The organism is Streptomyces solicamelliae (genome assembly GCF_045348655.1).
Taxonomy (GTDB): Bacteria; Actinomycetota; Actinomycetes; order Streptomycetales; family Streptomycetaceae; genus Streptomyces; species Streptomyces solicamelliae.
This window is the reverse complement of sequence record NZ_CP160404.1, coordinates 4,970,427-4,991,966: the sequence shown is the minus strand read 5'-3', so window position 1 is coordinate 4,991,966 and position 21,540 is coordinate 4,970,427. Positions and strand designations below refer to the sequence as shown.

The 21,540-nt window shown below is 72.1% G+C and carries 17 protein-coding genes; 9 read left to right on the top strand and 8 right to left on the bottom strand.

The window, feature by feature from the left end:
* Window positions 1-25 precede the first annotated feature (25 nt).
* Window positions 26-2,587 carry an alpha-glucan family phosphorylase gene (glgP, locus tag ABZO31_RS23395; protein WP_406863227.1) on the bottom strand — a complete coding sequence of 854 codons (2,562 nt, stop codon included), beginning with the start codon at window positions 2,585-2,587 and terminating at the stop codon, window positions 26-28.
* 435 nt (window positions 2,588-3,022) lie between these two features.
* Here glgP and ABZO31_RS23390 point away from each other — a divergent pair, with 435 nt between their 5' ends.
* The 4 genes from ABZO31_RS23390 (at window position 3,023) to glgB (ending at window position 10,771) form a co-directional block, all read left to right on the top strand.
* Window positions 3,023-5,011, top strand: coding sequence for an alpha-1,4-glucan--maltose-1-phosphate maltosyltransferase (locus ABZO31_RS23390; RefSeq protein WP_406865447.1), 1,989 nt, complete (start codon window positions 3,023-3,025; stop codon window positions 5,009-5,011).
* Window positions 5,008-6,768 carry a maltose alpha-D-glucosyltransferase gene (treS, locus tag ABZO31_RS23385; protein WP_406863226.1) on the top strand — a complete coding sequence of 587 codons (1,761 nt, stop codon included), beginning with the start codon at window positions 5,008-5,010 and terminating at the stop codon, window positions 6,766-6,768. Before ABZO31_RS23390 ends, treS begins: the two co-directional genes overlap by 4 nt.
* A 234-nt stretch (window positions 6,769-7,002) precedes the next feature.
* Window positions 7,003-8,370, top strand: coding sequence for a maltokinase N-terminal cap-like domain-containing protein (locus tag ABZO31_RS23380; RefSeq protein WP_406863225.1), 1,368 nt, complete (start codon window positions 7,003-7,005; stop codon window positions 8,368-8,370).
* A gap of 64 nt (window positions 8,371-8,434) precedes the next feature.
* Window positions 8,435-10,771: a 1,4-alpha-glucan branching enzyme gene (gene glgB / locus ABZO31_RS23375; protein ID WP_406863224.1), complete on the top strand. Its 2,337-nt coding sequence runs from the start codon at window positions 8,435-8,437 to the stop codon at window positions 10,769-10,771.
* A gap of 34 nt (window positions 10,772-10,805) precedes the next feature.
* Here the strand turns inward: glgB and ABZO31_RS23370 are convergent, their stop codons facing one another.
* Window positions 10,806-13,046 carry a HelD family protein gene (locus ABZO31_RS23370; RefSeq protein WP_406863223.1) on the bottom strand — a complete coding sequence of 747 codons (2,241 nt, stop codon included), beginning with the start codon at window positions 13,044-13,046 and terminating at the stop codon, window positions 10,806-10,808.
* Between the two features lie 133 nt (window positions 13,047-13,179).
* Between ABZO31_RS23370 and ABZO31_RS23365 the strand changes: the two genes are divergently transcribed.
* Window positions 13,180-14,202: a DUF6817 domain-containing protein gene (locus ABZO31_RS23365; RefSeq protein WP_406863222.1), complete on the top strand. Its 1,023-nt coding sequence runs from the start codon at window positions 13,180-13,182 to the stop codon at window positions 14,200-14,202.
* 7 nt (window positions 14,203-14,209) lie between these two features.
* Here ABZO31_RS23365 and ABZO31_RS23360 read toward each other — a convergent pair whose 3' ends face one another.
* The 3 genes from ABZO31_RS23360 to ABZO31_RS23350 form a co-directional block, all read right to left on the bottom strand.
* The gene (locus ABZO31_RS23360; protein WP_406863221.1) at window positions 14,210-14,701 is read right to left on the bottom strand and encodes a carboxymuconolactone decarboxylase family protein; all 492 of its coding nucleotides are present in this window, start codon (window positions 14,699-14,701) and stop codon (window positions 14,210-14,212) included.
* A 103-nt stretch (window positions 14,702-14,804) separates the two neighbouring features.
* Window positions 14,805-15,146, bottom strand: coding sequence for a thioredoxin (gene trxA, locus ABZO31_RS23355; protein WP_406863219.1), 342 nt, complete (start codon window positions 15,144-15,146; stop codon window positions 14,805-14,807).
* Window positions 15,143-15,553 carry a MerR family transcriptional regulator gene (locus ABZO31_RS23350; RefSeq protein WP_406863218.1) on the bottom strand — a complete coding sequence of 137 codons (411 nt, stop codon included), beginning with the start codon at window positions 15,551-15,553 and terminating at the stop codon, window positions 15,143-15,145. The genes trxA and ABZO31_RS23350 overlap by 4 nt, the downstream gene beginning before the upstream one ends.
* Window positions 15,554-15,633: 80 nt before the next feature.
* Here ABZO31_RS23350 and ABZO31_RS23345 point away from each other — a divergent pair, with 80 nt between their 5' ends.
* Together ABZO31_RS23345 and ABZO31_RS23340 are read left to right on the top strand one after the other, a co-directional pair.
* Complete coding sequence (locus tag ABZO31_RS23345; RefSeq protein ID WP_406863216.1) at window positions 15,634-16,047, top strand: pyridoxamine 5'-phosphate oxidase family protein; 414 nt, start codon at window positions 15,634-15,636, stop codon at window positions 16,045-16,047.
* A gap of 58 nt (window positions 16,048-16,105) precedes the next feature.
* Complete coding sequence (locus ABZO31_RS23340) at window positions 16,106-16,717, top strand: TOPRIM nucleotidyl transferase/hydrolase domain-containing protein (protein ID WP_406865446.1); 612 nt, start codon at window positions 16,106-16,108, stop codon at window positions 16,715-16,717.
* Between the two features lie 3 nt (window positions 16,718-16,720).
* Here the strand turns inward: ABZO31_RS23340 and ABZO31_RS23335 are convergent, their stop codons facing one another.
* Both ABZO31_RS23335 and ABZO31_RS23330 read right to left on the bottom strand, forming a co-directional pair.
* Window positions 16,721-17,575 carry a nitroreductase/quinone reductase family protein gene (locus tag ABZO31_RS23335; protein WP_406863215.1) on the bottom strand — a complete coding sequence of 285 codons (855 nt, stop codon included), beginning with the start codon at window positions 17,573-17,575 and terminating at the stop codon, window positions 16,721-16,723.
* 100 nt (window positions 17,576-17,675) lie between these two features.
* Entirely contained in the window at window positions 17,676-18,233 is a 558-nt protein-coding gene (locus ABZO31_RS23330; RefSeq protein WP_406863214.1) for an Lrp/AsnC family transcriptional regulator, read from the bottom strand.
* A 44-nt stretch (window positions 18,234-18,277) separates the two neighbouring features.
* Here ABZO31_RS23330 and ABZO31_RS23325 point away from each other — a divergent pair, with 44 nt between their 5' ends.
* Both ABZO31_RS23325 and ABZO31_RS23320 read left to right on the top strand, forming a co-directional pair.
* Window positions 18,278-19,165 carry an NAD-dependent epimerase/dehydratase family protein gene (locus tag ABZO31_RS23325; RefSeq protein ID WP_406863213.1) on the top strand — a complete coding sequence of 296 codons (888 nt, stop codon included), beginning with the start codon at window positions 18,278-18,280 and terminating at the stop codon, window positions 19,163-19,165.
* A complete protein-coding gene (locus ABZO31_RS23320) occupies window positions 19,162-20,043 on the top strand; it encodes an aldo/keto reductase (RefSeq protein WP_406863212.1) in 882 nt (293 codons plus the stop codon). The genes ABZO31_RS23325 and ABZO31_RS23320 overlap by 4 nt, the downstream gene beginning before the upstream one ends.
* Window positions 20,044-20,144: 101 nt before the next feature.
* Here ABZO31_RS23320 and ABZO31_RS23315 read toward each other — a convergent pair whose 3' ends face one another.
* Window positions 20,145-21,509: a cation:dicarboxylate symporter family transporter gene (locus tag ABZO31_RS23315; RefSeq protein ID WP_406863211.1), complete on the bottom strand. Its 1,365-nt coding sequence runs from the start codon at window positions 21,507-21,509 to the stop codon at window positions 20,145-20,147.
* Window positions 21,510-21,540 lie beyond the last annotated feature (31 nt).

Here is a 21,540-nt window from a genome sequence, read left to right as displayed (position 1 = left end):
CACCCCACCGCCGTCCCCTGCCCCCTCACCGCATCAACACCCCCGCCCCCTCGCCCTTCGCCTCCGACGGGAGGGCCGTGAGGCCCAGGTCGGTGGGGGTGGGGAGGAGGGGGTGGGAGGGGAGGGCGCGGACCGTGCAGCCGAAGGGGCCGGTGCGGTCCAGGACCAGGGGGCCCTCGTAGAGGCGGCGGCCCTCCAGGTCCGGGGTGCCGGTCGGTTTCAGGACGCTGACGCGGGCGCCGGTCAGGGTGTCGTCCGGGTCCACCCGGCCCGCCACCGCCTGGACCTCGACGTCGTCGGGGCGGAGGGTGCCGAGGGCGACCCGTACGCGGACCAGCAGCGTCGCGCCGAGCTCCGCCTCGCCGAGGTCCTCGCCGAACTCGACGTGGTCCACCGTGACCTGCGGCCACGCGGCCCGCACCTCCGCCTTCCACGCGGCCAGCTCCCGCGCCGCCCCGGGTACGAGCGCGCGGGCCGCCTCCGCCGCCGGGGCGTACAGCCGCTCCACGTACTCGCGGACCATGCGGTCCGCCAGCACCTTCGGGCCGAGGTCGGTCAGCGTGCGGCGGACCATCTCCGTCCAGCGCGACGGGACGCCGTCCGCACCGCGGTCGTAGAACCTCGGCGCGACCCGCTTCTCCACGAGCTCGTACAGCGCGTGCGCCTCCAGGTCGTCCCGCCGCTCCTCGTCCAGCGCGGCCGCGCCGTCCGCGGTGGGGATGGCCCAGCCGAAGTCCGGCTCGAACCACTCGTCCCACCAGCCGTCCAGGACCGAGAGGTTGAGCCCGCCGTTGAGCGCGGCCTTCATGCCACTGGTCCCGCACGCCTCCAGCGGCCGCAGCGGGTTGTTGAGCCAGACGTCGCAGCCGGGGTACAGCCGCCGCGCCATGCCCATGCCGTAGTCCGGGAGGAACACGATCCGGTGCCGCACCTTCGGGTCGTCGGCGAACCGCACCAGCTCCTGGACGAGCCGCTTGCCGCCGTCGTCCGCCGGGTGCGCCTTGCCCGCGACGACGATCTGCACCGGACGCTCCGGGTCCAGCAGCAGACTCGTCAGGCGGGGCTTGTCGCGGAGCATCAGCGTCAGGCGCTTGTACGACGGGACCCGGCGCGCGAAGCCGATCGTGAGGACGTCGGGGTCGAGCACCGAGTCGATCCAGCCGAGTTCGGCCGAGCCCGCGCCCCGCTGCCGCCAGGAGGCGCGGAGCCGTTCCCGCACGTCCCCCACCAGCTGCTCGCGCAGGGTCCGCCGCAGGTCCCACAGTTCGCGGTCGGGCACGTCGGTGGCCCGGCCGCAGAGCGCGGCCAGTTCGGGCGCGACCCAGGTCGGCGCGTGGACGCCGTTGGTGATCGAGGTGATCGGCGCCTCCTGGGCGTCGAATCCCGGCCACAGTCCGGAGAACATCTCCCGGCTGACCGCCCCGTGCAGCGTGGACACGCCGTTGGCGCGCTGCGCGAGCCGCAGCCCCATGACCGCCATGTTGAACACGCCCTGGTCACCGCCGGGATACGTCTCCCGGCCGAGCGCGAGCACCCGCGTCACGTCGACGCCGGGCAGCTCGCCGTCCTCGCCGAAGTGCCGGGCGACCAGCTCCCGGTCGAAGCGGTCGATGCCCGCCGGTACCGGGGTGTGGGTGGTGAACACCGTCCCGGCCCGGACCGATTCGAGCGATCCGTCGAAGTCGAGCCCGGAGCCCATGAGTTCGCGGATCCGCTCCAGGCCGAGGAAGCCGGCGTGGCCCTCGTTGGTGTGGAACACCTCCGGTTCCGGGCCGTCGGTGAGCCGCGCGTACGCCCGCACCGCGCGCACGCCGCCGATGCCGAGCAGCATCTCCTGGAGCAGCCGGTGCTCGCTGCCGCCGCCGTACAGCCGGTCGGTGACGTCGCGTTCGGCGGGCCCGTTCTCCTCGACGTCGGAGTCGAGCATCAGCAGCGGCACCCTGCCCACCTGCGCGACCCAGATGTGGGCGTGCAGCCGGCGTCCGCCGGGCAGCGCGAGGGTGACCCGGGCGGGGCTGCCGTCGTGCTCGCGGAGCAGGGTGACCGGCAGTTCGCCGGGGTCGAGGACCGGGTAGTGCTCCTGCTGCCAGCCGTCCCGGGAGAGCGACTGGCGGAAGTAGCCGTGCCGGTAGAGCAGGCCGACGCCGGTCAGCGGGACGCCGAGGTCGCTGGCGGCCTTGAGGTGGTCCCCGGCGAGGATGCCGAGGCCGCCGGAGTACTGGGGCAGGGCGGCGGTGACGCCGAACTCGGGCGAGAAGTACGCGACGGCGGCCGGCAGCCGCTCGCTGTGCTGGGCCTGGTACCAGCGGGGTTCGCGCAGGTAGCGGTCGAGGTCGTCGGCGGCCGCCGCGAGCGCGGCGAGGAAGTCCTCGTCGGCGGCGAGTTCGGTGAGCCGCGCGGCGGTGACCGAGCCCAGCAGCCGCACGGGGTCGCTCTCGGCCGCCTTCCATCCGTCGGGGTCGACGGAGCGGAACAGTTCGCGGGTGGGCTCGTGCCAGGACCAGCGCAGATTGCGCGCGAGGTCGCTGAGGGGTCGAAGGGTGTCGGGGAGGACGGGACGCACGGTGAATCGACGGATTGCCTTCACGCGTTCCACCTTCGCAGGGGAGGTACGTTTTGGAGTGGACGCACCACGCTGTGCGACCGGTGTTCCGCACCCGAAGGTAGGACACGGGGCGGGCACGGACCACGGCGCACCGGGGTCGCGTACACCCGCGCCGCGAGCCTCCGGTTCACCACCCGCACCACCACGGCCCGTTTCTTGTCCGGGAGATGCTGTTGTCGCGGGGGCGACGCCCGAGTAGTTAACAAAGCGTCCGGATTGCCCTCCCGAATCGGGTGGGAAGGCTCCCCGGTGCCCTACCAGACGCCACCCGATCCCAGCCACTGATGTCAGCCATCCGAGTGAACGCGGACAGGAGCGGCCATGCCCGCAACCCCTCTGCCGTCGACGGAGCTACAAAGAGCGCACCACCACCCGCACCCCCGTGAGCAACCCCCAGGTGATGATGCCGTGAACCCGCTGATTGGTCGCATTCCCGTCCTCGACGTCCGCCCGCTGGTCGACTGCGGACGCCGCCCCGCGAAAGCGGTGGTCGGGGAGACCCTCGAAGTGACCGCCACCGTCTTCCGCGAGGGCCACGACGCCGTCGCCGCGAACGTGGTGCTCACCGACCCCTCCGGGCGGCCCGGCCCGTGGACCCCGATGCGCGAACTCGCGCCGGGCACCGACCGCTGGGGCGCCGACGTGACCCCGGACGCCGAGGGCCGCTGGACGTACACCGTGGAGGCCTGGAGCGATCCGGTCGCCACCTGGCGGCACACCGCCCGGATCAAGATCCCGGCCGGTCTCGACACCGAACTCGTCCTCGCCGAGGGCGCCGAGCTGCACGAGCGCGCCGCGAAGGGCGTGCCGAAGAAGGGCGGCGCCCGCGAGGCGGTCCTGGCCGCGGCGGACGCGCTGCGCGACGAGGGCCGCCCCGCCGCGGCGCGGCTCGCGGCCGCGCTCGCCCCGCAGGTGACCGGTGCCCTCGCCACCCACCCGCTGCGCGAACTGGTCAGCTCCTCCGCGCCGTTGACCCTGCTCGTCGAGCGGGAGCGGGCGTTGTACGGCTCCTGGTACGAGTTCTTCCCGCGCTCCGAGGGGGCCCGCCGGGTTCGCGGCAAGCTGGTCTCGGGCACGTTCCGGACGGCGGCCGAACGGCTGCCGGCGATCGCGGCGATGGGCTTCGACGTGGTCTATCTGCCGCCGATCCACCCCATCGGTGTGACGCACCGCAAGGGCCCCAACAACACGCTCTCCGCGGGCCCCCGGGACGTCGGCGTGCCGTGGGCGATCGGTTCGCACGAGGGCGGCCACGACGCGGTCCACCCGGACCTCGGCACCCTGAAGGACTTCGACGCGTTCGTGGCGCGCGCCCGCGAGCTGCGCCTGGAGATCGCGCTGGACTTCGCGCTGCAGTGCTCCCCCGACCACCCGTGGGTGGACAAGCACCCGGACTGGTTCCACCGCCGCCCCGACGGCTCGATCGCGTACGCGGAGAACCCGCCGAAGAAGTACCAGGACATCTACCCCGTGGCCTTCGACAAGGACATGGACGGCATCGTCGAGGAGACGGTGCGGGTGCTGCGGCACTGGATGGACCACGGGGTGCGGATCTTCCGGGTGGACAACCCGCACACCAAGCCCGTGGTGTTCTGGGAGCGGGTGATCGCCGAGATCAACGGCGCCGACCCGGACGTGATCTTCCTGGCGGAGGCGTTCACCCGGCCGGCGATGATGAAGACCCTCGGCGCGATCGGCTTCCAGCAGTCGTACACGTACTTCACCTGGCGCAACACCAAGCAGGAGCTGACCGAGTACCTCACCGAGCTGTCCGGGGAGTCGGCCGACGTGATGCGGCCGAACCTGTTCGTGAACACCCCGGACATCCTGCACGCGTACCTCCAGAACGGCGGCCGCCCGGCCTTCGAGGTGCGGGCGGTGCTCGCGGCGACGCTGTCGCCGACCTGGGGCGTGTACGCGGGCTACGAGCTGTGCGAGAACGCCCCGCTGCGGGACGGCAGCGAGGAGTACCTGGACTCGGAGAAGTACGAACTGCGGCCCCGCGACTGGGAGTCGGCGGAGCGCTCGGGCGCCACGATCGCCCCGCTGATCACCACGCTCAACCGGATCCGGCGGCGCAACCCGGCGCTGCACCGGCTGCGCGGGCTGACCTTCCACGACACCGACAACGACGCGGTGCTCGCGTACAGCCGCCGGGCCGGTTCGAACACGGTTCTGGTGGTCGCAAATCTCGACCCCCACCACACCCAGGAGGCCACGGTCTCGTTGAACATGCCGGAACTCGGCCTGGACTGGCACGAGACCGTTCCGGTGCGCGACGAGCTCACCGGCGACACCTATCACTGGGGCAGGGCCGACTACGTGCGCCTAGAGCCGGGCGTCACGCCCGCGCACGTGCTCACCCTGCGACCGTCCCCGCAGACCGGAGGGTCACCCACATCATGATGATCAACGAACCCGTCCCCGACACCTTCGAGGACACCCCCGCCAAGGACCGTGACCCGGACTGGTTCAAGCGGGCGGTGTTCTACGAGGTGCTGGTCAGGTCCTTTCAGGACAGCAACGGCGACGGCGTCGGCGACCTCAAGGGCATCACCAACAAGCTGGACTATCTGCAGTGGCTGGGCGTCGACTGCCTGTGGCTGCCGCCGTTCTTCAAGTCCCCCCTGAGGGACGGCGGGTACGACGTCGCGGACTACACGTCCGTGCTCCCGGAGTTCGGCGATCTCGCCGACTTCGTGGAGTTCGTCGACGCGGCGCACCAGCGCGGGATGCGCGTGATCATCGACTTCGTCATGAACCACACCAGCGACCAGCACCCGTGGTTCCAGGAGTCGCGCAACGATCCCGACGGGCCGTACGGCGACTACTACGTCTGGGCCGACGACGACAAGCAGTTCCAGGACGCCCGGATCATCTTCGTCGACACCGAGTCGTCCAACTGGACCTTCGACCCGGTCCGCAAGCAGTACTACTGGCACCGCTTCTTCTCGCACCAGCCGGACCTCAACTACGAGAACCCGGCGGTGCAGGAGGAGATCATCTCGGCGCTGCGGTTCTGGCTGGACCTGGGCATCGACGGTTTCCGGCTCGACGCGGTGCCGTACCTGTACCAGCAGGAGGGCACCAACTGCGAGAACCTGCCGGCCACCCACGCCTTCCTCAAGCGGGTCCGCAAGGAGATCGACGCGCACTACCCCGACACGGTGCTGCTCGCCGAGGCCAACCAGTGGCCGGAGGACGTGGTCGACTACTTCGGCGACTTCCCCTCCGGCGGCGACGAGTGCCACATGGCGTTCCACTTCCCCGTGATGCCGCGGATCTTCATGGCCGTACGGCGCGAATCACGCCACCCGGTCTCCGAGATCCTGGCCAAGACCCCGGAGATCCCGGCGGGCTGCCAGTGGGGCATCTTCCTGCGGAACCACGACGAGCTGACCCTCGAGATGGTCACCGACGAGGAACGCGACTACATGTACGCGGAGTACGCCAAGGACCCCCGGATGCGGGCCAACATCGGCATCCGCCGCCGGCTCGCCCCGCTGCTCGACAACGACCGCAAGCAGATGGAGCTGTTCACCGCGCTGCTGTTCGCGCTGCCGGGTTCGCCGGTGCTGTACTACGGCGACGAGATCGGCATGGGCGACAACATCTGGCTCGGCGACCGGGACGGGGTGCGCACCCCGATGCAGTGGACCCCGGACCGCAACGCGGGCTTCTCGTCCTGCGATCCGGGCCGGCTGTACCTGCCGACCATCATGGATCCGGTGTACGGCTACCAGGTCACCAACGTCGAGGCGTCGATGGCCTCGCCGTCGTCGCTGCTGCACTGGACCCGGCGGATGATCGAGATCCGCAAGCAGAACCCGGCGTTCGGCCTGGGCTCCTACACGGAACTGCCCTCGTCGAACCCGGCGGTGCTCGCGTTCCTGCGGGAGTACGGCGACGACCTGGTGATGTGCGTGAACAACTTCTCGCGGTTCGCGCAGCCGACGGAGCTGGACCTGCGCAGGTTCAACGGCCTGCGCCCAGTGGAGCTGATCGGCGGGGTCACCTTCCCCGCGATCGGCGAGTGGCCGTACCTGCTGACCCTGACGGGCCACGGCTTCTACTGGTTCCGGCTGCGCAAGGACGGCACGCTGCGCGCCGGGGCGGGGGTACCGGCCCCGGCCGTCTCGACCAAGCGCAACCAGCAGAGCTGAACCAGCCGTAACTGACGTCGGGTCAAAGACAGCCCCGGGCGGGCGGTTTCCGCCGCGCCGCCCTGGGCAGTCTGACCCCCATACACCGAATCGGGTCCATACGGGCCTTCTTGTCGGGCCCATACGGATCTTCCCCATCCGACACGTCCCGCACAGCCGGACAGCCGTAGCCGCAATCCGGGACACTCTGCGCGTTCACACACGAGCTGCGCCCGGGGAAAGGACGCGACGTACATGCCGGAGACCGCCTCCACCACCCGGGCCCCGGCCGCCCTTCTCCCGTCCCTCGCACCTCTGCTCCACGAATGGCTGCCCCGGCAGCGCTGGTTCGCGGGCAAGGGGCGCGCGGTGAACGGATTCGCCCTGGACACGGCGACGGAACTGCTGCCGCTGGACGGACCGGGGCCGGGGCTGCTGCATCTGCTGATCCGCGTCGAACAGCCCGGCCTGCCGGCCGGAACGCCCGCGGACTGCTACCAGTTACTGCTCGGCGTGCGCACCACCGTGCCGCCGCGGCTCGCGCCCACGCTGATCGGCCGGGCCCGCCAGGGCCCGCTGGCCGGCCGCGCGGTGTACGAGGGGCTGCGCGATCCGCGGCTCGCCGGGCTGCTCTACGAACGGCTGCGCACCCCCGGCACCCTGGGGCCGCTGCGGTTCGCCAGGACCGCGCCGCTGCCGCCGGCGCTCGCGCCGCGGATGCTGGACGCGGAGCAGTCCAACTCCTCGCTGGTGTTCGGCGACTCCTACATCCTGAAGATCTTCCGGCGGGTCAGCCCGGGGGCCAATCCGGACCTGGAGCTGCCGCTGGCGCTGGCCGGCGCGGGCTGCGCGCGGGTCCCGGCGCCCGTGGCCTGGTTCGAGTCGGGCTCGGCGACGCTCGGCGTGCTCCAGCCCTTCCTGCGCGACTCCCGGGACGGCTGGCGGCTCGCCCTGGACGCGCTGGCCGCCGGCCGGGAGTTCACCGAGGAGGCGCAGGCCCTGGGCCGCGCCACCGCCGAGGTGCACACGGCGCTTGCGGCCACGCTGCCGACCGAGCCGCTGCACCGCACGCAGACGTCGCAGCTCGCCGAGGCGATGGCGGCCCGGCTCGACGCGGCGGTGCAGGCCGTTCCGGCGCTGCTGCCGTACAAGAAGGGCCTGCGGGAGGTCTTCGCCGAGTACGGACGGCACATTCCCGCCCGGTCGGACGGCGCGACCCGGCTCGCCCAGCGGGTGCACGGCGATCTGCACCTCGGGCAGACGCTGCGCACCGCCGACGGCGCCTGGTCGGTCATCGACTTCGAGGGCGAGCCCGCGAAGCCCCTGGCGGAGCGCCGCCGCCCGCAGCCCCCGGTCCGCGACGTCGCCGGGATGCTCCGTTCCTTCGACTACGCCGCCCGCACCCACCGTCCCTGGAACGACGGCTGGGCGGCCCGCTGCCGCGCCGCGTACTGCGCCGGTTACGCCGAGGCGTCCGGTCTCGACCCGCGCGAGGACCCGGCACTGCTGCGCGCGTACGAGACCGACAAGGCGGTGTACGAGGTCGTGTACGAGGCCCGGCACCGCCCCGACTGGCTGCCGGTGCCGATGGCGGCGATCCACCGTTTGGCGGCGGGTTCGTGACGCCGTCGCCCGCGCCCGCGTTCTCCGTTCCGCTCACCCCGATCCGTTCCCAGGAGGCCACGAAGTGACCGCCCGACCGCCCACGCGCAAGACGGCCCGGAAGACGGCCGAAGAGGAGATCCCGACCGTGAGGAAGGCGGCCGCGAGCGAGGGCGCGAAGAAGCCGCCCGCGCCCAGGACGGCCAAGGCCGACACCGGCCGCGGGCTGCGGCGGGCCCCCGCGCTCGACGCGGGCGAGCGCGGGCGGCTGCTGGTCGGGGAGCACCACGACCCGCACGCGCTGCTCGGGGCGCGCCCGGTGCGCGGCGGGGTGCTGTTCCGGGTGCTGCGGCCGTTCGCGCGGCAGGTGACGCTGGTGACCAAGGGTCGCCGGATCGAGCTGTACGACGAGGGCGACGGCCTGTTCGCGGGCGTGCTGCCGCTGCTGCGGAAGGTGCCCGCGTACGAGCTCCGGGTCCGCTACGACGGCGAGGAGGTCGCGTTCGACGACCCGTACCGCTTCCTGCCGGCGCTCGGCGAGTTCGATCTGCATCTGATCGGCGAGGGCCGGCACGAGCAGCTGTGGACGGCGCTCGGCGCGCGCACGATGACGCACGAGGGGGTGACCGGCACCCGGTTCACGGTCTGGGCTCCGAACGCCCGGGGCGTGCGGCTCGCCACCGACTTCACCTACTGGGACGGCACCGGGTTCCCGATGCGCTCGCTGGGCTCGACCGGCGTGTGGGAGCTGTTCGTGCCCGGCGTCGGCGAGGGCACGCTGTACAAGTTCGACATCACCCGCCCCGACGGCAGCCACACCCTGCGCGCCGACCCGATGGCCCGGCGCACCGAGTGCCCGCCGAACACGGCCTCCGTGGTGACCGACTCGCACCATGTGTGGAGCGACGAGGCGTGGATGGCCCGGCGCGGGGCGCGCCCGCACCACGAGGCCCCGCTGTCCGTGTACGAGATCCATCTGGCCTCCTGGCGGCCCGGGTTGACCTACCGTCAGCTGGCGGAGGAACTGCCCGCCTACGTGGCCGACCTCGGCTTCACGCACGTCGAGTTCATGCCCGTCTCCGAGCACCCCTTCGGCGGCTCCTGGGGCTACCAGGTCACCGGCTTCTACGCGCCGACCGCGCGCATGGGCACCCCCGACGACTTCAAGTACCTGGTCGACGCGCTGCACCGGGCCGGGATCGGTGTCCTCATGGACTGGGTGCCGGCGCACTTCCCGCGCGACGACTGGGCGCTGGCCGAGTTCGACGGCCGCCCGCTGTACGAGCACGAGGACCCGCGCCGTTCGGCCCATCCGGACTGGGGCACCCTGGAGTTCGACTACGGCCGGACCGAGGTGCGGAACTTCCTCGTCGCCAACGCGGTGTACTGGTGCGAGGAGTTCCACATCGACGGACTGCGCGTGGACGCGGTCGCCTCGATGCTGTACCTCGACTACTCCCGCGAGTACGGCGAGTGGGTGCCCAACGAGCACGGCGGCCGGGAGAACCCGGACGCGGTGCGGTTCCTGCAGGAGATGAACGCCACCGTCTACCGCCGTTGCCCCGGCATCGTCACCTTCGCCGAGGAGTCCACCGCCTGGGACGGCGTGACCCGGGCGACCGACCACGTCGGGCCGGGCGGATTCGGCGGGCTCGGCTTCGGCATGAAGTGGAACATGGGCTGGATGCACGACTCCCTCGGCTACATGTCCAAGGAGCCGGTGCACCGCAAGTACCACCACAACGAGATGACGTTCTCGATGGTGTACGCGTACAGCGAGAACTACATCCTGCCGATCTCGCACGACGAGGTCGTGCACGGCAAGCAGGCCCTGGTGTCGAAGATGCCCGGCGACTGGTGGCAGCAGCGCGCCAACCACCGCGCCTACCTGGGCTTCATGTGGGCCCACCCTGGCAAGCAACTCCTCTACATGGGACAGGAGTTCGCACAGGGCTCGGAGTGGTCGGCGGAGACCGGCCCGGACTGGTGGCTGCTCGACCCGGCGTACGGGGCGGAGCCCGATCACCGGGGCGTGCGGGACCTGGTCCGCGACCTGAACACGGTGTACGCGGCGACGCCGGCGCTGTGGGAGCGGGACACCGTCCCGGAGGGCTTCTCCTGGGTGGCGGGCGACGCGGCCGAGGACAACGTCCTCGCGTTCCTGCGGTACGACGCGGAGGGCTCGCCGCTGCTCGCGGTCTGCAACTTCTCGCCGGTCGTCCGGCACGACTACCGGCTCGGGGTCCCGGACCAGGTCGCGGCCTGGGCGGAGGTCCTGAACACGGACGCGGCGCGGTACGGCGGCGGGGACGTGGTGGGCACGGACCCGGTGAAGACCGAGTCCGTGCCGTGGCACGGCCGCCCGGCGAGCGTCCGGATGACGCTGCCGCCGCTGGCGACGGTGTGGCTGAGGCCCGCGTAGGGCTCCGGGCCAGGCCTCCGGCCCGGAGTACGGCTCAGGCCCGCCTGATGACGCCGAGCCGCTGAGTGGCCCGGGTCAGCGCCACGTACAGGTCGTTGATCCCGTGCGTGGCGCCGGCCCGGATCGCGTCCGGGTCGACGACGAGGACCGTGTCGAACTCCAGGCCCTTGGCCTGGAGGGGGTCGAGCAGCACGACCGGGCACGTCAGGTCGGGCGCCGGCCCGTGGGCGGCGTCCGGGAGCGCGGCGATCAGCTCCGGGTGCAGGGCGAGCGGCGCGATCACGGCGAGCCGGCCCTCGGCGGGCAGCTCGGCGGCCACCGCGTCGGCGGCCTCCTTCACCGGGTCCTCCACCGTCCGGTCCCACGGCTCCACCCCGGTCGAGCGCACCGAGTGCGGCGGCTCGAACCCCGGGTCGGCGGCGCGCCGCACCTCCGCGGCGACGGCCATGATCTCCGCCGGGGTGCGGTAGTTGACGCCCAGCCGGACGTGCTCCCAGCGGTCCTCGACGTACGGGCCGAGGATGTCCTGCCAGGACCCGACGCCCGCCGGATCGCCGGTCTGGGCGGGGTCGCCGACGAGGGTCATCGAGCGGGTGGGGCTGCGGCGCATCAGCAGCCGCCACATCATCGCGGACAGCTCCTGTGCCTCGTCGACGATGATGTGCCCGAACGCCCAGGTGCGGTCGGCGGCGGCACGTTCGGCGGCGCTGCGGTGGTCGGCCTCCTCGTGGCGCTCCGCGAAGCGTTCGGCGTCGATGATGTCGTGGGCGGAGAGCACCTCGGAGGCGTCCTTGTCGAGCTCCTCCTTGTCCTCGAACTCGTAGGTCCGGGAGGCGTACGAGACGTCGAGGACGCCCTGCGCGTACTGGATCGCCCGCAGCCGCTCCGCCTGCTCGGCGCGGCGGGCTGCGGAGTCGTCCTCGCCGAGCAGCTCGGCGGCCTCGTCGAGGAGCGGGACGTCGGCGGGGGTCCAGGGGGCGCCGGGCGGCCGCCGGATCGCGTCGAGGTCGGCCTCGTCGTCGAGATGGACCGGCTCGGCGAGGTACGCGTCCAGGAAGCCCTGCGGGGTGAGCGGCGGCCAGAGGGTGTCGATGGCCGTGTGCACGTCGGGGTTGGCGGCGATGCCCTTGGCGAGCAGGGCGAGGTCGTCGGGGCCGAGGAAGTTGGGGCCGCCGTAGGGGTCGGCGCCGATCCGGTCGGCGAGCTGCTCGGCGAGCGCGTCGAGGATCCGGAACACGAAGTACGGGCGGGCGAGGTTGTGCGGCAGCAGCGTCTCGCGGGCCTTGTGACGGGCCTCCAGGGCCATGTCCCAGTCGATGACCAGGTCACCGTCCTCGTGCGGCACGATCAGCGGCTCACCGCGCTCGGGGACCTGCTGGCGGTCACGCAGCGCGAGGGCCAGGGCGTCGGCCATGGCGGCGGAGCCCTTCACGGCGGCGGCGCGGGGGGTGTCCGTACCGGTGGCCCGGACGCCGGGGAACAGCTCGCCGGGGGTGGCGAGGAGCACGCCGGTCTCACCGAGGGAGGGGAGCACGTTGCCGATGTAGCCGAGGAAGGCGGGGTTGGGGCCGACGATGAGCACGGCGCGCTTGGCGAGCTGCTCGCGGTGGGCGTAGAGCAGGTACGCGGCGCGGTGCAGGGCGACGGCGGTCTTGCCGGTGCCGGGGCCGCCCTCGACGACGAGGACGCCGCGGTGCGGGGAGCGGATGATGTGGTCCTGCTCGGCCTGGATCGTCTGCACGATGTCGTGCATCCGGCCGGTGCGGGCGGCGTCGAGCGCGGCGAGCAGCACCTCGTCGGCGTCGCGGCTCTCGTGACCGGTGCGGGTGCGGTCGGCGAGGTCCAGCACCTCGTCGTGCAGGGAGACAACCTCGCGGCCCTGGGTGGTGAGGTGCCGGCGGCGGCTGAGGCCCATCGGCTCGTAGCCGGTGGCCAGGTAGAACGGCCGCGCCACGTCGGCGCGCCAGTCGACGACGAGCGGGGTGCGCTGCGGGTCGTCGGCGCGCAGGCCGAGGCGGCCGATGTGGTGGTCGCGGCCGTCGCGGAAGACGAGCCGGCCGAAACAGAGCCCGGTCTCCCCGGCGTTGTACGCGGCCAGCAGCCCGGACTGCTCGGCGACCAGCACGTCCCGCTCCCGGCGCGCCTGCATGGTGCCGCCGGGCGCCGACCTGAGGGCGTCGGAGACGGCGCGTTCGGCCCGGTCACGCAGGTCGTCGAGGCGTGCGTAGAGACCGGTGATGAATTGCTGCTCGTTCCGGAATTCCTCGGTTGACAATTCGACTCCCGCCGCGATACAGTGCGTTTATTGAATGGCGCTTGCGCTTTCTGCTGCACAAGCATCAAGCCGGTCAATATACCCGCCGAATTACCTCGACTGTCAATTCTAGGTCGGGGTATTTTTGTGCGCCATGGGGAGACATTCAGCAGCGCGCGAGCTGCTCCGGTCCTGCGGCGCGGAGACGATCGACCACCCGGGCGGCACGCTCCTGGCCCACCTCGAACGCGTCGAGTCCCGTTTGGCGTCCTGGGACGCCCGCGAAGACCTCCGCCTCGCCGGCCTCTGCCACGCCTTCTACGGCACGGACGGCTTCGCGGAGTCCCTGCTCCCGCAGGAGCGCCGCTCGGTCCTGCGGGAGGCGATCGGCGCGGAGGCGGAGGAGCTGGTCCACTTCTACGCGAGCTGCGACCGGGAGTTCTCGTACGACGGTCTCGCGGACCCGGCCGGCCTCTTCCGCGACCGCTTCACGGGCGAGGAGTACGCGCCGACGGCCCGGCAGCGCGAGGATTTCGCCGAACTGACGGCGGCGAACGAGCTGGACCTGGCGGCGGTCAACGCGGAATTCCACGCGCAGTGGGGCGGCCCTCTGATGCGTCTCTTCACCCGCTGGCGGACCCACCTGACCGAGCCGGCGTTCAAGGCGGCGCGGGACCTGCTGACCCTGGACGGCCCGGAACGCAGGGCGTTCCTGCGCGGCCTGGAGCGCGGCGAGGTCCGGACCGGCGTCGTCTCGTCCATCGAGAACTTCGGCGTCTTCGTCGACCTCGGCGGCGTCGACGGCATGATCAACGTCGCGGAGCTGTCCTGGTACCACATCGACGCCCTGACGGACGTGGTGCGGGTCGGCGAGGAACTCCGGGTCGAGGTCCTCGACATCGACCTGGACCGCGAGCGCATCGCCCTCTCCCGCAAGGCCCTGCTGCCCGACCCGTACCTCGAACTCGCCCGCACGATCGAGGGCCGCGTGGTGACCGGGCCGGTCACCAAGGTCGTCCCCTTCGGCGTCTTCGTACGCGTCGCCGACGCCGGCATCGCGGGGCTCCTGCACCACGACCACCTCGACGGCCGCCGGCCCTCCGAAGGGGAGGAACTGCGGGTCGAGGTGGTCGAGGTGGACCTCGTGCGACGGCGGATCTCGCTGGGGCCGGCCTAGGTCCGGGTCAGTCCCACTGGACGTCCGCGAGGGACTCGACGGGCTGCGGCTTGCCGATGAGAGCGAGGGCGGAGAAGAAGCCGATCTGGCCGATCGCGACCGTCAGGGTCGCCAGGGCCTTCTCGTCGTAGTGCTTCGCCGCCTCCGCGTAGATCTCGTCCGTGACCCGCTCCCGCCCGTGCGGCGCCGGCTGGAAGGTCGCCTCGACCAGGGCCAGCGCCGCGCGCTCCGCGTCGGTGTAGTACGGGGCGTCCTGCCAGGAGGCGACCGCGGTGATGCGCGCCTCCGACTCGCCGGCCTTCCGCAGGAACGCCGTGTTGAGCATCGTCAGGTACGTGTTGTGGACGATCTGGCCGGCGCGCAGATGGATCAGGTTGATCGTGGTGCGCGGCACGGACTGGTTGCCCGTGGCCCGGAAGAGTGCCGCGCTGACGTCTTTCAGCTCGGGGATGTACCGGCCGGGGTCGGACATCCGGGAGATCGAGGGCGTGGTGGTCATGACGGGCTCCTTCGTTGCGTCCTGTTCGGCGTCTTCACTGCACCGACGGATGCGGGGAGCCGGATGTGACCGGTTCGCCGAAGTTTTTTCCGGCGGCCTCCGGTCAGCCGTCCAGGACGTCCCGGAGCTCCTCCAGGAGCTTGCGCTTCGGGCGGGCGCCGACCATCGAGCGGACCGGCTCACCGTCCCGGAAGACCATCAGGGTCGGGGTGGCCATCACCCCGTACGTCACGGACACGTCCGGGCTCCGGTCCACGTCGAGCTCGACGACCTTCAGGCGGTCCGCCTCCTCCTGCGCGACGGCCGCGAGGACCGGGGTGAGCTGGCGGCACGGGCCGCACCAGTCCGCGGTGAACTTCACCAGGACCGGCCGGTCCGCGCCCAGCACCTCCGCCGCGAAGTCCGCGCTCGTCACCTCGGTCACGCCGTACGTCCGTGTCGTCATCCCTCAGCCTCCTCGTTCGGTCCCAGTTCGCATGCCGGCTCCGGGCCGCCCGGCAACTCCGCCTCGGCCCGCAGCAGTTGTGCCGCCACCTGCTCCCGCACCGCCTGAAGCCGGTCGATCATCCCGTCGAGCTCGGCGAGCTTGCGCCGGTACACCTCGATCGAGGCCGGGCAGGAGTCCCCCGCCGGATGCCCCGCCTGCAGGCACTCCACGAACGGCCGGGTCTCCTCCAGCTCGAACCCGACGTCCTGCAGGGCCCGGATCTCCCGGAGCAGCCGCAGGTCGTCCTCGTCGTACTCGCGGTACCCGTTCTCCGTCCGCCGGGCGGGCAGCAGCCCCCGGGACTCGTAGTACCGCAAGGCCCGCGTGGTGGTTCCGGCCCGTTCGGCCAGCTCGCCGATGCGCATGCGTACGAACGTATGCCTTGACCCCGACGTCAAGGCAAGCGCTCCCCGGCGGCCGGGCCGCAGCGTGGTAGGCAGGGCCCATGAAGCACGCCGAACTGCTGGAGTTCCTCCGCAGCCACAAGCTCGCCGTCGAGGCGTCCGTCACCACGGACGGCACTCCGCAGGCGGCGGTCGTGGGCTACGCGGTCACCGACGACCTGGAGCTCGTCTTCGACACGCTCGAGTCGACGCGCAAGTTCCACAACCTGAGCACCGACCCCCGGATCGCCCTGGTCGTCGGCTGGGGCGACGTGACCGTGCAGATCGAGGGACTCGCGGACTTCCCGCTCGGCCCGGAGCTGGACCGGCTGCAGGGGGTGTACTTCGCCGCCTACCCGGACGGCCGCGAGCGCCTCGCCTGGCCGGGCCTCACGTACGCGCGCGTCCGGCCGCGCTGGGTGCGGTACAGCGACTACGGGCAGGAGCCGCCGGTGATCGAGGAAATGACGTTGTAGAGCCGCCCGGACGGGTCGCAGACTCGTCCGTATGACGGACACGGAGCTCACGACGGGCATGGACGCGTTCCGGGAGGCGGTCGCCGCATGGGCGGCCGGCGGGTCGGGCGAGGCGGCGCGGGATCTGGCCGGGCGGCTGGGCGTACGGACGGTGGTCCTGCTGGAAGGGCTCAGCGATGCCGCCGCGGTGGACGCGCTGGCCGCGGGCCGGGGCCGGGACCTGGCGGCCGAGGGGGTGTGCGTGCTCGCCATGGGCGGGGCGATGAGCGTGGGGCGGTTCGCGCCGCTGGTCGGGCCGGCCGGTCTGGGGCTCCGCCTCGCCGGACTGTGCGACGAGGCGGAGCGCGGGTACTACGCCCGCGGCTGGGAGCGGGCCGGTGCGGCGGAGCAGGGGTACTTCGTCTGCTCCGCCGACCTGGAGGACGAGCTGATCCGCGCGCTGGGCGCCCCCGCCGTGGCGGAGCTGGTCCGACGGGAGGGCGATCTGCGGGCGCTGCAGACGTTCCGGCGGCAGCCGGCCCAGCAGGGCCGGGCTCCGGAGCGGCAGTTGCGGCGCTTCCTCGGGACGAAGAAGGGCCGCAAGATCCGGTACGGCACGGTGCTGGTCGAGGCCGCCCTGGCGGAGGGCCGCGTCCCCGCCCCGCTGGACGAGCTGCTGGCCGCCCTCTGAGGGCTACGCCGGCGCGAGCCCCCGCAGCAGCGGGACGACCTGCTCCTCCTCGTACGCGAAGTGGGCGTCCAGCTCCGCCCGCAGCGCGTCGAACTCGGCGTGCAACGAACCGGGTTCGGCGTCGTCGAGGCGGGCGAGCAGGACCTGGAGCGCGTCGAGGATGCGGGAGACGGTGCCGTGCTCCGCCTGGAGCCGCCCGAAGACCTCCGCCTTCTCGGGGAACTCCCTCGCCAGGTAAGGGAAGAGGCCCGCGTCCTCGCCTCCGTGGTGCACGGCCATGGCCGAGCAGAAGGTGAGGCAGTGCCGGCGCAGCTCGACGGTGAGCCCGGGGACGGTGCGCGCCCCGAGTCCTTCGCCGATCGCGGTCAGTTCGGACCGCAGCCAGTCGTGGATCCGGACCAGTTCGTCGGCGAGGGCGTCGAGCCGGTTCGGCGGCGTGTAGTCGTCCTCGGGGATCCGGTAGAGCGCGACGACCGGCAGGATCCGGTCGGTCTTCTTCTGGTACTCGGCGTAGCCGGGCTCGGCGGCGACGACCTTCGCGAACAGTTCGTCGCGCTCGTCCCCGGTCGCGGCCACGGCCGTGGCCTGCCAGGTCTCGGTGCCGGTCTCGACCGTCACGGTGGGATTGACCAGCAGGTTCCGGTACCAGTCGGGGTGCCGGTCCGAGCCGCCCGCCGAGCCGACGACGAGCAGTCGCCCGCCGTCCTCGACGAAGCCGAGCGGGGCGGTGTGGGGTGTGCCGGACCTGGCGCCGGTGGTGGTGAGGAGAAGGAGCACCCAGCCTTCGAAGGGGCCGGAGAGCCGGCCGTCACGGGTGCGGAATTCGTCGATGATCCGGGAGTTGAAGTGGAGAGGCAAAGCCGTCCCTACTGTCCTCTTGCCTCCATGCCTCCGCTTTCCAGCGCGGACCGACACGCGACGCGAGTTCCTCCATCTGAACCGCCCCGCCGCGTCGTTGTCAAGGGCGATCCGAAGCGGCGGCCGGGTCCGCGGGAGGCAGGAGGGGCTTCCGGTCGACCGGGGTGGAGAGAACGATCGACGTCGTGGTGCGGCCGAGGGCCGAGGTCTGTTCCAGGATCTCCTCGAGGTGGATCGTGTCGGTGACGGCGACCTTGAGGATCCAGCAGTCCTCGCCCACGACGTGGTGGGCCTCCAGGATCTCCGGGCGATCGGTGAGGTCCTGGGTGCGGGGGTGCCTCAGCGTGTAGCCGCCGTGCGGGTCGACCCGGATGAACGCCTGGATGCCGTAGCCGAGGCGGGCGGGGGCGACGTGGGCGCCGTAGCCGGTGATCGCGCCGCTCGCCTCCAGACGGCGGACGCGTTCGGTGACCGCGGCCGGGCTGAGGCGGACCCGGCGGCCGAGCTCGCTGAGTTTGATGCGGCCGTCGGTCTGGAGGAGTTCCAGGATCTGCCGGTCCACGGGGTCGAAACCGGACTTTCCGGGACTCGCCGAGGTTTCGACGGTGGCGGCGCGCAGATGCCGTGGTTCCTTCGGTGCGGTGGCCTCGACTCCCATGTTTCCCCCTTCAGTCGGCGCCGGCACAACGTAACACTGGAGCCATGGACATTCTGATCATCGGGGGAAACCGCTATGTGGGGCGGCGGTTGACCGAGCGGTTGATCCGCGGCGGGCATTCCGTGAGCGTGCTCAATCGGGGTTCCTCACCCACGGCCGAGGGCGCCGTTCGGATCGTGGCCGACCGGAACGACGAGCGCGCGCTGGAGAAGGCCCTCGGGGAGCGGACGTTCGACGTGGTCGTGGACCAGGTCTGCTACACGCCGCGGCAGGCCCTGATCGCGCGGCGCGTTCTCGGGCCGCGCACGCGGCGGTACGTGATGACGTCGACGGTCGAGGTGTACGCGTACGAGGACTCCCCCGTGCCGCTGACGGAGGACGTGCTCGACCTCGGCTCGGTGCACGTCGACGCCGGACTCCCCTGGCACGACCCCGCGTACCTCGACGCGCACTACGGCGAGGGCAAGCGGCAGGCCGAGGCGGTGTTCGCGGACGCGCCGGAGTTCGCGTACACGGCGGTGCGGGTGGCTCATGTCCTGGGCGGGGCCGACGACTTCACCGGGCGGGTCGCGCATTACGCCGAGCGGATCCGGGCCGGTGCGCCGATCGCCGTTCCGGTGGTGAATCGTCCGGCGACGTACGTGTACGTGGAGGAGATCGCGGACTTCCTGGAGTGGGCGGCGTTCCGGGAATTCACCGGGCCCGTCAACGCGCATTCCCACGGCCCGCTCACCACCGCGGACATCTGCGCGGAGATCGAGCGGCGGGTGGGCGGACGGACGGTGTTCCGGGAGGTGGAGGTCGGCGAGGTGTCGCCGTTCTCGTTCACCCGCTCGTACGGCATGGACAACGCGCGGGCGAGCGCGCTGGGTTACCGCTTCTCGCACACGGCGGAGTGGCTGGGCAGGGCGATCGGGGAGACGCTGGGATGAGGTACAGGACGGTCGGGGACGTGCGGGTGAGCGCGATCGGGCTCGGCGCGATGCCACTGTCGATCGAGGGCGCCCCGGACGAGCGGCGCGCGCTGGCGACGGTGCACGCCTCGCTGGACGCGGGCGTGACGCTGCTGGACACCGCGGACTCGTACCACCCGCCGGGCGGCGAGCCGGGCGCGGGGGAACTGCTCGTGGCGCGGGCGCTGAAGGCGTACGGCGCCGGGGCGGACGGCGTCCTGGTGGCGACAAAGGGCGGCCGCGGCCGCACCGCCGACGGCGGCTGGACGGTCGACGGGCGGCCCGCGCATCTGCGGCGGGCGGCGGAGGGCTCGCTGCGGCGGCTCGGCACGGAGGCGATCGGACTGTACCAGCTGCACAAGCCCGATCCGGAGGTGCCGTACGCCGAATCGCTCGGCGCGGTGCGGGAGTTGCTGGACGCGGGGGTCGTCCGGCTGGCCGGGATCTCCAATGTGGACACGGCGCAGATCCGGCTCGCCCGGGAGATCCTCGGCGACCGGCTGGTGTCGGTGCAGAACCGGTACTCGCCGGAGGTGCGGGACTCCGAGGCGGAGCTGGGTCTCTGCGCGGAGCTGGGTCTCGCGTTCCTGCCGTGGAGCCCGCTGGGCGGGATCTCGCGCAGCTCGCTGGACGGCGCCTCGGAACGGGAGGAGGACCCCCGCTTCGGCGCGTTCCACCGCATCGCCCGCCGGCGCGGCGCGAGCCCGCAGCAGGTGGCCCTGGCCTGGCTCCTCAGCCGCTCCGGGACCGTGATCCCGATCCCCGGCGCCAGCCGCCCGGAGACGGCCCGCGCCTCGGCCGAGGCGGCGGAACTCGTGCTGGATGAGGCGGAGTCGGCCGAGCTGAACGCCCGGTAACGGCCGTCCCCCTCGCACGGAACGGCCCCGGTCGCTCGGTGCGACCGGGGCGTCCCTGCCCGGGGCCCGGACCCGGCTCAAGGCCCGGGACCCGGGAGCTGTCAGACGGCGGCCGGGGTCTTCTCGCCGCCGTCGTCGGCCCGCTGGTCCGGCAGTTCGCCGGCCGCCGGGGCGGGGGCGTGGTCGTCGACGAGCGTCGTCTCGTCGAAGGGGACCTTGCCCGCCAGGACCTCCGTCACCCGTGCCCGGTCGATTTCCTTCGTCCAGGTACCGACGAGAACCGTCGCGACCGCGTTGCCGGCGAAGTTCGTCAGCGCGCGGGCCTCGCTCATGAAGCGGTCGATGCCGACGATCAGGCCGACGCCGTCGACCAGCTCCGGGCGGTGCGACTGCAGGCCGCCGGCGAGCGTGGCCAGGCCCGCGCCGGTGACACCGGCCGCCCCCTTCGAGGCGATGATCATGAAGACCAGCAGGGAGATCTGCTCGCCGAGCGACAGCGGGTCGCCCATCGCCTCGGCGACGAAGAGGGAGGCCATCGTCAGGTAGATCGCGGTGCCGTCGAGGTTGAAGGAGTAGCCGGTCGGCACGGTGATGCCGACGACCGGCTTCGAGACGCCCAGGTGTTCCATCTTCGCGATCAGCCGCGGCAGCGCCGACTCGGACGACGAGGTGGACAGGATCAGCAGGAACTCCCGGCCCAGGTACTTCAGCAGGCTCAGGATGTTCACCCCGGCAACCAGCCGCAGCAGCGCTCCCAGGACGAGGAAGACGAAGACCGCGCAGGTGAGGTAGAAGCCGATCATGATGACGGCGAGCGACTTGAGCGCGTCGAGACCGGTCGCGCCGACCACCGCGGCGATCGCGCCGAACGCGCCGACCGGGGCGGCCCACATGATCATGGCGAGAATCCGGAAGACCAGGCGCTGGATGTGGCCGATCCCCCGCAGAATCGGTTCGCCGGCGCTGCCCATGGCCTGCAGCGCGAAGCCCGCGAGCAGCGCGACCAGGAGGGTCTGCAGGACCTCGCCCTCGGTGAAGGCGGAGACGATCGTCGTCGGGATGATCCCGAGCAGGAAGTCCACGGTGGACGTGGCTGCACCGGCCGCCTGCTGCGAGCCGGCATCCGCGACCTCCTTGGTGAGGTGCAGCCCGGAGCCCGGCTCCAGGAGGTTGCCGACGACCAGGCCGATCGCCAGGGCCACGGTCGACATGACCAGGAAGTAGCCGAGGGCCAGCCCGCCGACCGCGCCGACCTTCGCGGCCTTGCGGACGGAGCCGACGCCCAGCACGATCGTGCAGAAGATGATCGGCGAGATCATCATCTTGATCAGGTTCACGAAGCCGGTCCCCAGCGGCTTCAGCTCGACGGCGACCCCCGGCGCCACGAAGCCGACGACGATGCCGAGCAGTACGGCGCCGATGACGGCGAGATAGAGATAGTGGGTACGGTCCCGTCGTGCGGCCACGGGGTCCTCCTCTGCTGAAACGGGCGTCCAC